This is a genomic window from Streptococcus sp. GP0011, assembly GCF_030546305.1.
In the GTDB taxonomy this organism is placed as follows: Bacteria; Bacillota; Bacilli; order Lactobacillales; family Streptococcaceae; genus Streptococcus.
Map to the genome: position 1 here is coordinate 96,369 of NZ_JAUONR010000001.1, position 13,405 is coordinate 109,773.

Annotated in this window: 9 protein-coding genes and 1 pseudogene; 8 read left to right on the top strand and 2 right to left on the bottom strand. The window is 33.9% G+C overall.

Features of this window, described 5'->3' with window-relative positions:
- The first annotated feature begins 3 nt into the window (after positions 1-3).
- Complete coding sequence (locus Q4443_RS00485; protein ID WP_303407824.1) at positions 4-2,817, top strand: phage tail tip lysozyme; 2,814 nt, start codon at positions 4-6, stop codon at positions 2,815-2,817.
- A 30-nt stretch (positions 2,818-2,847) separates the two neighbouring features.
- On the opposite strand, the gene Q4443_RS00490 is transcribed toward Q4443_RS00485, so the two are convergent.
- Positions 2,848-3,036 carry a hypothetical protein gene (locus Q4443_RS00490; RefSeq protein WP_075202690.1) on the bottom strand — a complete coding sequence of 63 codons (189 nt, stop codon included), beginning with the start codon at positions 3,034-3,036 and terminating at the stop codon, positions 2,848-2,850.
- Positions 3,037-3,054: 18 nt separating this feature from the next.
- Between Q4443_RS00490 and Q4443_RS00495 the strand changes: the two genes are divergently transcribed.
- Complete coding sequence (locus Q4443_RS00495; RefSeq protein ID WP_000431812.1) at positions 3,055-3,621, top strand: PBECR4 domain-containing protein; 567 nt, start codon at positions 3,055-3,057, stop codon at positions 3,619-3,621.
- A gap of 890 nt (positions 3,622-4,511) precedes the next feature.
- On the opposite strand, the gene Q4443_RS00500 is transcribed toward Q4443_RS00495, so the two are convergent.
- Positions 4,512-5,474 (bottom strand): AraC family transcriptional regulator, encoded by a 963-nt coding sequence (locus Q4443_RS00500; RefSeq protein ID WP_049519564.1) that lies wholly within the window; start codon positions 5,472-5,474, stop codon positions 4,512-4,514.
- A 226-nt stretch (positions 5,475-5,700) separates the two neighbouring features.
- On the opposite strand from Q4443_RS00500, the gene Q4443_RS00505 reads away from it, so the two are divergent.
- The 6 genes and pseudogenes from Q4443_RS00505 to Q4443_RS00530 form a co-directional block, all read left to right on the top strand.
- On the top strand, positions 5,701-7,458 hold the full coding sequence (locus Q4443_RS00505) for an ABC transporter ATP-binding protein (RefSeq protein WP_000653339.1): 1,758 nt from the start codon (positions 5,701-5,703) through the stop codon (positions 7,456-7,458).
- Between the two features lie 4 nt (positions 7,459-7,462).
- Entirely contained in the window at positions 7,463-9,187 is a 1,725-nt protein-coding gene (locus Q4443_RS00510; RefSeq protein WP_049519566.1) for an ABC transporter ATP-binding protein, read from the top strand.
- Between the two features lie 21 nt (positions 9,188-9,208).
- A complete protein-coding gene (locus Q4443_RS00515) occupies positions 9,209-9,796 on the top strand; it encodes an MptD family putative ECF transporter S component (RefSeq protein ID WP_042768183.1) in 588 nt (195 codons plus the stop codon).
- Positions 9,793-10,482, top strand: a complete 690-nt coding sequence (locus Q4443_RS00520; RefSeq protein ID WP_162837406.1) for an energy-coupling factor transporter transmembrane component T — start codon at positions 9,793-9,795, stop codon at positions 10,480-10,482. Before Q4443_RS00515 ends, Q4443_RS00520 begins: the two co-directional genes overlap by 4 nt.
- Positions 10,476-11,846: an ABC transporter ATP-binding protein gene (locus Q4443_RS00525; protein WP_048773348.1), complete on the top strand. Its 1,371-nt coding sequence runs from the start codon at positions 10,476-10,478 to the stop codon at positions 11,844-11,846. The genes Q4443_RS00520 and Q4443_RS00525 overlap by 7 nt, the downstream gene beginning before the upstream one ends.
- 247 nt (positions 11,847-12,093) lie before the next feature.
- Positions 12,094-13,368: pseudogene (locus Q4443_RS00530) on the top strand (phage tail tip lysozyme); the annotation flags it as partial.
- Between the last annotated feature and the right edge of the window lie 37 nt (positions 13,369-13,405).

Sequence of the window (13,405 nt, forward strand, 5' to 3'; positions counted from 1 at the left end):
TAAATGAAGGATAAGAGAGAAATCATACGTGCCCGAAAGGCATTTAGAAGAAGTCTAAAAGATGAGAAGAAATTCTTGAAACAAGGTAAGAAGGAGGTGAAGAAACAGAAAAAAGATTCCGCTGTACTGGATGAAAAAGCATGGAAAAAAGAGATAAAGGAAAAGCTAGAGGAGATGAGAGAAGCTTCAAAGGCTAGAGTAAAACAAGCAAATGAAGACTACAATCATATTCTTCAAAATAGTCCTCCATCTCTTTTGAATCGCAAAGAATTGAGAGACAGACGGTTGCCTCATGCTAGGAAACGATTGAAAATAGCTAAGGAGCAATTTAGAGAAGCCAAGGTAGAAGCAAAAGAAGAAAGAAAAGAGAGACGTAAAGAAAGAAAAACCAATCAAAAATTTCTTTATGGTCAGGAATCGAAACAAAAATCTAATTTTTTCTTTCAAGGGAAGAGTTTAGAAGAATTAAAAGCTAAGAAAGAAGTCAAGGCCGCAAAAGAGAATCTAAAATCTACTAAACAAGCCTATAAGTCCAAAAAAGTCAGTAGGAAAGCCAAAACTTTTCTTTATGTCCTTGGACGTGAAGGAGGAGAGTTAGCTTCAGAAAATGAAGATTTAGAAGGCTATCGCACACTTCAAGAGACAATTAGAAAAGGGAAACGCTACAGTCGGCTTTCTTATAATCTTGGAAAAGCTAGTGTCAAAACAGGACAAGCAACAGGTCGTTTTACCAAGAAAAGACTGACCAACACAAAAGAGCGATACCATCATTTTAAGGATGGAAAAGGATGGAAACTAGCGAAAGATAACCCAAGTTCCTTTAAAAATCGGTTTCGAAAATTAAAGAAACAAGGTCTTACAAGTGTCCGAAATATCTATCAGAAACTAAAAGCAGCCTTTTCCTTCTTTACATTTGCGACTGGGAATCCTGTAACATGGATAGTTGGAGGAGTCATTTTTCTCCTCATACTGATGATGAGCTTCTTTTTAGGATTTTCATCTGCTAGTTTGATTCAACAAGATGAATTTGAATTGACTAAAGCTTATACCCACCTAACTTGGGAAGATGCAGAACATACCCGAACAAATGATAAAGGCATTACCTATTACACAAAAGTTGATGATGTGATGGGGTATATGAACTTTAAATTCCATTACTATGAGTTACACAAACTAGTTCACTTATTTAGTTCAGAAACTTATAAGAATTATTTGTCTACTTTGTGGCATGATTTAAACGATGGGGAAGATTTGAAATCCATGCAAGACCTCTATGAAACTCCTAAGTATAAACTATCGAAAGACGATCAAGAGGAAATGAAGGAACTAAAAGAAGAAGGTGTCTATGCTTCCATGCAGGAATTAGACAATCCATTTGAGGGACAAAGCAACGAAGATAGTCTAACCATGACTTATCGTTATGGATACTATGATTTAGACGGAAAACCTACCCTTCAGGAGTACATTCTACTAGAAGCGAAGGCTCACCAAACGATTGTCGCACCAATGGATGGAGTTGTATCTCTAGACGGTGATAATGTTATTCTCACTAATGGAAAAGGAGAGAATGAGAGTCGTTTAACCTTATATTCCATCCATAATGGCCGTGCGATTGAGGGGACAAGAGTCCTAACGGGTGATATTATTGGTGAAACACCAGATGATACAGGTTTGAAAGTTTCCTATCAAAAGTTTAAGAACAAGAAAGAAAAATTGGTGTACGTCAATCCGCAATTTTATTTTCCCAAAGTCATTCAACTTCAGACCACTATCTTACCTGCCATTGGTCAGTTTGGTGGGGATGAGTTTGAACGAGCGAAACATATTTATGATTTTTTGAAATCTCAAGGGGCAAGTCCTCAAGCCATTGCGGCAATTTTAGGAAATTGGTCGGTAGAGTCTTCTATCAATCCTAAACGAGCTGAGGGAGATTATTTATCTCCTCCAGTTGGCGCTACCGATTCCTCATGGGATGATGAAAGCTGGTTAGCAATTGGAGGTCCAGACATTTATAGTGGTGCTTATCCTAATATCCTTCATAGAGGTTTGGGGTTAGGTCAATGGACGGATACTGCAGATGGTTCAACACGTCATACAGCTTTGTTAAATTATGCACGTAGCAAAAATAAGAAGTGGTATGATTTAGACCTCCAACTTGATTTTATGCTTCATGGGGATAGTCCTTACTATCAAAGTTGGTTAAAGGATTTCTTTAAAAATACGGGCAGTGCAGCCAATCTAGCCCAACTCTTCCTTACCTATTGGGAGGGAAATTCTGGTGACAAACTACTGGAAAGACAAACCAGAGCAACGGAATGGTATTACCAAATTGAAAAAGGCTTTAGCCAAACAAATGGAGGACAGGCTAAGAGTGACCCGCAATCCCTTGAAGGGGTTCGTGGGGACTTGTATGAGCATTCTGTTCCTGGTGGTGGAGATGGTATGGCCTATGCCTATGGACAATGTACATGGGGTGTTGCGGCTCGTATGAACCAGTTAGGATTAAAGCTAAAAGGTAGAAACGGAGAGAAGATTTCAATCATTAATACCATGGGAAATGGTCAGGACTGGGTTGCGACAGCTTCAAGTCTTGGTGGGGAAACGGGTTCTACACCAAGAGCAGGTGCTATTGTTTCTTTTGTGGGAGGTACACATGGTACACCAGCAGAGTATGGTCATGTGGCTTTTGTCGAGAAGATCTATGATGATGGTTCTTTCCTCGTGTCTGAAACAAACTATGGTGGCAACCCTAACTATACCTTTAGAAAAATCTCTCAAGCAGATAGTGCCATCAGTTTTGCCTATACGGTGAAATAAAGAAGTTGATACTTGAAATTTTAACAATTTTCAGGTAGAATAAATAGTGTAGATGAGTGGTCGGCTCATGGTCAATCTGATAGTAATCTTGGACATAAGGGCCAAGCGGTGGCGGACACCAGAACGAAATCCGATAGCAATCTTGGACGTAAGGGCCAAGCGGTGGCAGACACCAGAATAAACCGACTGACTAGGTGGCTTACAGACTCTGTAAACCACCTTTTTTGTGAGGAAAATATGGAAAATTCTAGAGATTATCGTAATCCAAATTACACCGAAAAAATAAAACTTCAGCGTTTTTTTACTCAGTTACAAATTGCGGCTTCTTTTTTTAAAGAACACTTTGTTGGCAAAATCATGTATTATGAAACGGAAATAGAAAGTGTTGAACTTCATTTTTCACCTACTAATTTCATGCACCTATGTGGTGTTGATTACCGAAAAGGTGCAGGCAGTTTCTTTGACGATTGTTTAAATAGTCATGTCATAATTGATGAGTTGAAAATAAAAAATGATGGAACCACGATGCAAAAGTTACAAGTTTTAGGATCTATTGAGGAGTTATTGGGAAAGCATGTTCATCTAACTGGTTCAGGACGTTATTTGTATTTGGAGTTTGATTATGCTCTACGTACAAGAAAACAGATACTAGCATTAACATTGAAAGAGACATCAAAGAAAATTGTTCCTCAATCTTTATTAGATTTGAAGAGAAAGACAGTATTTCCAGAAGGTCAAAAAGTAATTTCAATTTACTCAAAACATTTACAAACGTCGGAACTTTTTTATTATTTAAAAGATTAGTTTACATATCTTTTGTGGTATAAAACATATTTTCATCATTATAAGGAGAACGCAGTTTTGGCTCGTTCTTTTTTTGTTGATGATATGCTCCAAACAACCTACACTAGATTGGATATGAAATAGTTTGTGATTACATAATTTATCTTCAGGGAAGTTATGGACATTATCTCAATTTCTGTCATGATAGACATCTCTAACAATTTCCGTTATAACAGACATTGACTTACAAAGTATTTCTTTTCTGAACATATTAGCGTTATAATATAAATGCAGTGTTACACTGTAGAATATTAAGAAAATAGGATACTGTAGGTTTAAAATAAATGTGTAAGATAAATAGTTGGATTAGTAAAAGTTTCAAGTCTGATAAGAACAATATTACATTTCATACAACTGAATGTATATATTTTATAAGAGAGAGGGATGCTTGATTGGGGAAAATCATTCAAAATACAGTTATAAGGATTTTAATAAGAATGAAAGTGTGATATTTCTTTTTCATTAATCTTCTAAATGTATTAAAATCAAGCTTTCCACTTATGTATTCAGCTAATAAACTTCAATACATTTCAATAGATTTTCAAAATTTGGTGGGGATTTTTATTATACTTTGTACGAGCTTTTCAATACCCTATCCCAACCTTTAAAATCCCCTAAGTTATTTACTCAAGGGATTTTTTATCTGCTTTTTTCATACTCAAACAGTCAGTCTAACTGTTTGATTTTCTTTGTGACTAACTCCCTAAAAATAGTAGAATTAGCTACTTTACTGATTTTACAAGATAATAACAAGACCTAAACGTATAATTTATTTAGGTTTACCAATTATGACTTTAACATTTTCCAATAAGGTCTAACTCAACCGTCCCCAAAGTTAAATCCTTATGTATTTAATCAGAAAGATTATTTTTCGCATATTTTTTTATGTCTTTGGGATAAAATCCCTTATATTTTTTGAAGCATGTACTAAATTTACTGTGAGAGGAATATCCTACAGCCTCTGCTATATCTTGAATTTTAAGGGTAGAGTTCAGTAGGAGTAATTCCGCCATATTCATTCTCCGTCTTTGAGTATATTCTGTAATTGTGCATTGATATTTTTGCTTAAATAACTTTTTTAGTTTTGTGCCGCTCATAGTGGATATTTTTTCTAAAGTATCCTGTGAGATAGATGTTGCATAATGATCGTCTATATAATTGGCGACATTTTTCAAAGCCTCATCATCGGCAATAGATAGTGGATTGCTGTACTTATTTAAAAAAGAGTCTATTGTAATACTTAACCATTCCTTTGCCTTTGACTCAAAAAAGATTTCAGCAGCAGGAGATGCCATCTTGCAATTAAGGATATCTTTTGCGATTCTTTCTAAAGGCTTGTTTATTATAATGCTGGTATTAAAAAATAAATCTTCATAGTTACAGACTTTATTCTTATAAGAGGACAGGCATTGCTCTATCATGGACTGATTGAAATTTATACCGATTCCTAAATAAGGAGAGTTTTTGTGAAGTAAAAACCTAAAGTCTTTAGAATTTTTTGTATTTATAGTATAAAGTGAATTTGAAGAAAGATTTTGATAAGGATTAAAACATTCACCGTTTGCTGTAACTAAATAAGATAAATAAAGGGAATAGAAATTATTCAAACCAGAAAAACTTGTATGGATAATTTCTTTTTTTATGAAAACATCATAAATATCAATAGTGAAATTATCGCCCTCGTAAAACCAATATATGCCTTCTGCATTATCCGTGCTAAAACGGAATTCATGTCCTACAGTGGAGTATTTTGTATTATCGATAGATTCATCTGTAGAAAAAAAGTTTTTAACAAAGTTATAAAAATCACTCATATTATACCTCCGTGCTTTATATTTTATCCCGAATAGACATTATCCCGAATAGACTTATTTAGCCATATCTAATTGATTGAAATCCTCATTTATTATATAATGAATGATAGATAAAAACAAGAAAAACTATGCGTATTGCAAAAGAGTTTGAAAACAAGCCTCTAAAATCAGTCTAAAAAGGCTATTTATAGGGTTTGCTAATTTTAAAAAAAGGAGGAGTTGTTCAGTGAAGGATAAGAAGAAATCAATACTGAAAAGACTAATGGCTTACGGTGGTGAAAAAAGTTTTTTACTCTATATTGCTATGGTTATGTCTGCTGTATCAGGTGTCATGGTTTTGATGCCTATGGTATATATTCATAGAATTGTAAATAACTTAATTTTAAATGGGATGGTGAATTTTGATTATGTAAAGGAAAATTCAATTTATGCAGCAGTCTTTGCCGTTCTGGGGCTTTTTATATACCTAATAGGTTTAATTTTATCCCATATTTTTGCATTTGAAGTGGAAGATAACATTATTAAGACTTCCGTAACAAAACTAATAAACAAACCGCTTGGGTATTTCGATGACAAAGAAAGCGGAAGGATAAGAAATGTAATTGTGTCCGGAGCGTCTGAAACCCATTCTTTTATAGCGCATCAACTTCCTGATATGGCGATGACCATTATATCGCCAATCGTCCTGCTTGTATTTTTCTTCGTGTTTAACTGGAAGTTAGGACTTGCCAGTATGATACCGATGATTATCGGTATGACATTGATGTCATCTATGATGACAACCGAAACAAAAAAAATGAAGGATGAGTATTATGCAGGACTTTCCGATTTATCTTCTCAGACTGTGGAATATGTTCGAGGAATTCCTGTTGTTAAAACATTTGCACAAAGTGTTGAGAGCTTTGATAAGTTATATTCGTTAATCATAAAAACAAAAGACAATGTACTTAAGCTTACTATGAGTTATACGAATAAAATGTCGTGGTTTGAAACCGTTTCTACATCGACGGCATTTTTCTTGGTACCTGTGGCATTACTCTTAATAAAATTTAATGGAAACTTATCTAATGTAGTTGCAGATTCTGTTATTTACTTCCTAATAGGACCGGCATTTGCTACTTTTATTATGAGAACTGCGACGATTACACAATACAGTTATTTTGCAGAACTTGCTTTAGATAAAATTGAAAATATACTTGAGTTTGATGATTTTGTTTATGGAAATAAAACAAGTTCTGATGTTGGGATAGAGTTTAAAAATGTAAGCTTTTCTTATGAAGATGAAAATGTATTAGACGATATTTCATTTAAGGTGAATAAAGGAGAACGAGTTGCTTTAGTCGGATCATCAGGCAGTGGTAAAACTACTATAGCAAGGCTTGCTGCACGATTTTACGATATTAAAACAGGTGAAATTTATATTGGAGGAATTAATATAAAAGATTTTGAAAAAGAGGCTTTAATGAGAAAAATTGCTTTTGTTTTTCAAAACTCTAAACTATTTAAAATGAGTTTAAGAGATAATCTTTTAATCGGAAAGCCTGATGCAACTAATGAAGAAATTGACAATGCCTTAATCAATTCAGGGGCTAAAGATATTATTAAAAATTTAGATAAAGGACTTGATACTGTTTACGGAACTAAAGGCACATATTTTTCAGGAGGAGAGGCTCAAAGGATTTCTATAGCGAGAGCTTTTTTGAAAGATGCAGATATTATCATTTTAGATGAAGCTACAGCCTTTGCAGATCCTGAAAATGAACATTTAATTCAAGAGTCTTTTAAGAAGCTATCAAAAAACAAGACAACATTGATGATTGCTCATAGATTATCTACAGTAGTAGATGCGGATAAAATTCTTGTTATTGATAAGGGGAAAATTGTAGAAGAAGGCAAGCATTCAGATTTAATCGGTATGAGTGGGCCTTACAAAAAACTTTGGGAAGAATATCAAAAATCCGTAAATTGGAAGATAGGAGGTTAAACATATGGTTTCTTATTTTATGAAAAAATATGCGATGTCAGAAAAAGGCGCTCTTAACTTAAAAAAAGCCATATTTTCACACACGCTTGTTAATTTAACTAAATTGTTCGCACCAATGATCGGTTTTATGTTTCTGTTTCAGTATATAGGCATTTTAAAAAGTATTGAGAGTTACAATTTTACTTCTGTTCATTATATTGCACTAATTGTAGTAATGATGATTGTGATGTTCTTAATAGCGAGGTGGGATTATGTAAGACTTTACACCAATGTGTACAACGAGAGTGCAAATTCAAGAATTGAGTTAGCGGAAAAGTTAAAGAAATTACCTCTTTCTTATTTTGGTAAAAGAGATTTGGCAGACCTTGCGGAAACCATGATGAATGACATGAACTTATATGAAACAATTTTTTCTCATGCTGTACCTCATATATATTCAACGGCTATATCCACAAGTATTATTGCTTTAATGCTTATCTTCTATAATTGGAAACTTGCACTTGCAGCCCTTTGGGTAATTCCCATTTCTATTTTGATTATATTTTTATCAAAGAAAAGTCAGAAAAAAATAGTACAAGGCTGGATAGATGATAATCGTAAGGTTTTTGATAATCTACAGGAAAATATAGAGCAGATAGAGCAAATAAAATCTTACAACTTAGAAGATAGGATGTTAAATGATTTTTTTGAAAAATTAAATGCATCCACACAACAGAAGACGAAAGGTGAAGTTGTAGCCGGAACACTTACAGGAATAGCTGCCGCAATTTTAAAGCTTGGAATTATAAGTGTTGCCGTTATCGGCGTCAACATGCTTATGGCAGGGGAGGTAAGTGCGCTGGTTTATATCGCATTTTTAATGCTTACAGCAAGTATTTATCTTCCTATAGAAGGAATAATCACCTTTATGTCAATGATAGTTATGCTTGATGCGGTTGTAGGGAGAATAAAGGAAATAAAGACCATGCCTGTTCAAAAAGGCAAAAAAGATATTGACATTAAAAATTACGATATTGAGTTCAAGGATGTTTATTTCGGATATGATGATTATTCTGTAATAAATTGTGTGAGCTTTACTGCAAAGCAGGGTGAAATCACTGCGCTAATCGGTTCAAGCGGAAGCGGAAAAACAACTCTCACCAAGCTTGCTGCAAGATTTTGGGATATAGATAAAGGAAAGATTTTGATAGGGGGAGAGGACATCGGTAAAATTGATCCGGAAACACTCCTTAAAAATTTCTCTATCGTTTTCCAAGATGTTACTCTTTTTAATTCAAGCATAAAAGATAATATAAAAATCGGTAAAAAAGATGCTACAGATGAAGAGATTATAAGAGCGGCTAAAATAGCAAGATGTTATGAATTTATAGACAAAATGCCGGATGGAATAGATACAGTAATAGGTGAAAACGGACAAAGACTTTCAGGCGGAGAAAGACAAAGAATCTCAATAGCAAGGGCAATACTAAAAGACGCACCAATCATATTGCTTGATGAGGCTACAGCATCTCTGGATGTTGAAAATGAAAGTCTAATTCAAGAGGCTTTATCCGAACTTATAAAAGAAAAAACGGCAATTGTTATTGCTCATAGATTAAGAACAATAAGAAATGCAAACAAAATCGTTTTATTAAATGCCGGAAAAATAGAAGCGATAGGGACAGATGAAGAACTTTGTAAAAGCTCGGAATTTTATAAAGCAATGCTTAGAAAATCAAATATTCAGTGAAAACTTATTTAGAAGGAAAATATAAAAATGGAAAAATTAAGAATTAAAGATTTAGTTACGATAGGTGTATTTACAGTAATATATTTTGTACTTATGTTTGCTTCGGGAATGATTGGTATTGTACCGATTTTATACTTGGCATACCCTACACTGGCAGGCATTATAACAGGAATAGTTATAATGCTCTTTATGGCAAAAGTTCAAAAATCATGGGGATTATTTATACTTGGGTTGATTTGTAGTCTTTTAGCAATTGCAATGGGAAATACATATGTAATATTGATACATGCTGTAATCAGTATGGCAATTGCGGAACTTTTAAGAAAAAAAGGAGAATATAAATCATTTAAATTTAATATGCTCTCATTTGTCGTATTCAACACTTGGATTTGTGGTTTCCTTATGCAAGTTTTGTTGGCTAAAGACAAGGTTATTAAACTGGCGGAAACAGGCGGTATGGGTCACGATTATATAATGAAGCTCATAGCACTTTTGAATTATCGAAGTATGGTATTAGTATATATCGGTGCTGTTGTCGGCGGGATACTCGGCGCATATATCGGTAAAGTCTTTTTGAAAAAGCATTTCGAAAAAGCTGGTATTGTATAATGCTCGTTTCTTTAGACAATCCATATAATCCCAATCCAATTAGTAAAATTTTAGTAAGTTTTTCACTTGGATTTGCTGTATTTTATAAAGTAAATACCTATTTTGAATGGGGAATTGTGCTTCTTATTTCATTTCTTTTTTTAATGAATGGATTTAAGAAAGAAGCCTTAAAAAACATATCATTTTTTGGGGTTCTTTCTTTGATACCTAATCTTGATGTAATTAGAAATATGAATGCGATTTTAATGATGTTTTTTATGCTATTTGCTGTATGTAAGATGTTTTATCTTCCATTTAGTGCGGGAAGTTTTTTTTTAAAAACATCGGATGTAGGAAGTGTAATATCCTCAATGGATAAAATGAATTTACCTCGTACTGTTTCTATACCAATTGCTGTAATGTTTAGGTTTTTTCCTTCATTTAGGGAAGAAAGTCACAATATAAAACTTGCTATGAAAATAAGGGGTATTACATTTAAAAATCCAATTTCATACATCGAGTATGTAATTGTGCCTTTACTTGTTATGTCTTCTAATATTTCTGATGATATTGCAAAGGCAGCAGAAACAAAATGTATTGAAAATCCTGTTAAAAAAACTAGGTACATATCCGTCAAAACGAAAACAGTTGATTTTGTTTATGTGCTTTCAATACTGATTATGGTTATAGGAGGAGCTTTATGGTAGAAATTGAAAATTTATCTCTATCTTATGGAAATTCTCCTAAAGTGTTAAAAAACATTTCTTTAGATGTAAAAAAAGGCGAATGCGTATTATTTACTGGGAAAAGTGGTAGCGGAAAATCTTCAATTATAAATTCTATCAATGGGTTAGCTGTACGATATGATGGAGCTTCTATGGGTGGAACTATCAGGATTGATAATAAAGATATTAAAAACCTCGAATTATACGAAATATCGCTCTTAGTATCAAATGTATTTCAAAATCCAAAGACACACTTTTTCAATATAAATACTACTCTTGAATTACTTCTCTATTTGGAGAATATAGGACTTTCAAAAAAACAAATGGATGAAAGACTAAATGATATGTTGGATTTGTTTCCGATAGAACATCTTTTAAATAGAGATATTTTTAAGCTTTCGGGTGGAGAAAAGCAGATTTTATGTATTGCTGCAAGTTATATATCTGGAACGGAAATCATTGTTTTAGATGAGCCTTCATCAAATCTTGATGAAGAAAACATTTTAATCATAAAAGAAATGCTTATAAAACTTAAAGATAAGGGGAAAACTCTTATAATCTCAGAACATAGAATATTTTATCTAATGGATATTGTAGATAGAGTTTTTTTGATTAAAGATGGGGAAATACAAAAGGAATATACTCAAATAGATTTTATGAAAATACCGTCTGAAAAGCTAAAGAAGTTAGGTTTAAGAAATAAGAATAGAGTAAAACTTACAGTACCCGAAAATGAAAATAAGGGAAATTTAGAAGTAAAAAACATTGAATTTAAGTTTAATGGCATAGATAAAAAATTGCATTTAAAAGACCTCTCTTTTGAAATGGGAAAAATTTACGGCATAGTAGGAACAAACGGACTTGGTAAATCCACTTTGCTCAGATGCCTTATAGGCTTAGAAAGAAAATCGAAGGATGAAATCTATTTGGACGGCAAAAGACTTTCAAAATCAGATAGGCTAAAAATATCATCCCTTGTAATGCAGGATGTTAACCATCAGCTTTTTACCGATTCTATTGCAAGTGAAGTAGGTCTTGGAATAAAAAATATTGAAAGTAGTTATGTTGAAAATATTCTGAAAAAACTTGATTTATATGAATCAAAAGATCGTCATCCAATGAGCTTGTCAGGTGGACAAAAGCAAAGGGTAGCAATTGCATCTGTACTATGTAAAAAATCTAAACTTATGTTTTTTGATGAGCCTACTAGTGGAATGGATTATTGCAATATGATGAACATATCCCATCTGATCAACGAATGTAAAAGCGATAAGAAAATAATATTCATTGTTTCACATGACCAAGAATTTTTAAATTCGATAGCTGACAATGTTATATATTTGTAAATATCCATAGAGATACTCATATTTGAAAAATCAAAATAAAGGAAATTTAAAGATGTAAGGAGATAAAAATATGAAATATCATGACATGATAATAGAAAATATAAGTGTATGTGAATTTCTTTTATCGTGTGAAAGTAAGATATTTTGTTTAGGAAAATTTTTATGCGTTATTAAATAATATAATAGAAAAAGAATACATTTCTAAAAGAGGACTTTTTACGCCAAAGTGTAGAAGTCCTCCTTTTTTATTATCACTAACGGAAAAGGAGAGAATGAGAGTCGCTTAACCTTATATTCCATTCATAATGGCCGTGCGATTGAGGGGACAAGAGTTCTAACGGGTGATGTTATAGGTGAAACACCAGATGATACAGGTTTGAAAGTTTCCTACCAAAAGTATAAGAATAAGAAAGAAAAATTGGTGTATGTCAATCCGCAATTTTATTTCCCAAAAGTCATTCAACTTCAGACTACTATCTTACCTGCCATTGGTCAGTTTGGTGGGGATGAGTTTGAACGAGCAAAACATATTTATGAGTTTTTGAAATCTCAAGGGGCAAGTCCCCAAGCCATTGCGGCAATTTTAGGAAATTGGTCGGTAGAGTCTTCTATTAATCCTAAACGTGCTGAAGGGGATTATTTATCTCCTCCTGTTGGCGCTACCGATTCCTCATGGGATGATGAAACCTGGTTAGCAATTGGAGGTCCAGCCATTTATAGTGGTGCTTATCCTAATATCCTTCATAGAGGTTTGGGGTTAGGTCAATGGACAGATACTGCAGATGGTTCAACACGTCATACAGCTTTATTGAATTATGCACGCAGCCAAAATAAGAAGTGGTATGATTTAGACCTACAACTTGATTTTATGCTTCATGGGGATAGTCCTTACTATCAAAGTTGGTTAAAGGATTTCTTTGGAAATACAGGCAGTGCTGCCAATCTCGCCCAACTCTTTCTTACCTATTGGGAGGGAAATTCTGGTGACAAACTACTGGAAAGACAAACCAGAGCAACGGAATGGTATTACCAAATTGAAAAAGGCTTTAGCCAAACAAATGGAGGACAGGCTAAGAGTGACCCGCAATCCCTTGAAGGGGTTCGTGGGGACTTGTATGAGCATTCTGTTCCTGGTGGTGGAGATGGTATGGCCTATGCCTATGGACAATGTACATGGGGTGTTGCGGCTCGTATGAACCAGTTAGGATTAAAGCTAAAAGGTAGAAACGGAGAGAAGATTTCAATCATTAATACCATGGGGAATGGTCAGGACTGGGTTGTGACAGCTTCAAGTCTTGGTGGGGAAACGGGCTCTACACCAAGAGCAGGTGCCATTGTTTCTTTTGTAGGAGGTACACATGGCACACCAACAGACTATGGTCACGTGGCCTTTGTAGAGAAGATCTATGATGATGGTTCTTTCCTCGTGTCTGAGACAAACTATGGTGGCAACCCTAACTATACCTTTAGAAAAATCTCGCAAGTAGATAGTGCCATCAGTTTTGCCTATACGGTGAAATAAAGAAGTTGATACTTGAAATTGTAGCTATTTAAAGATA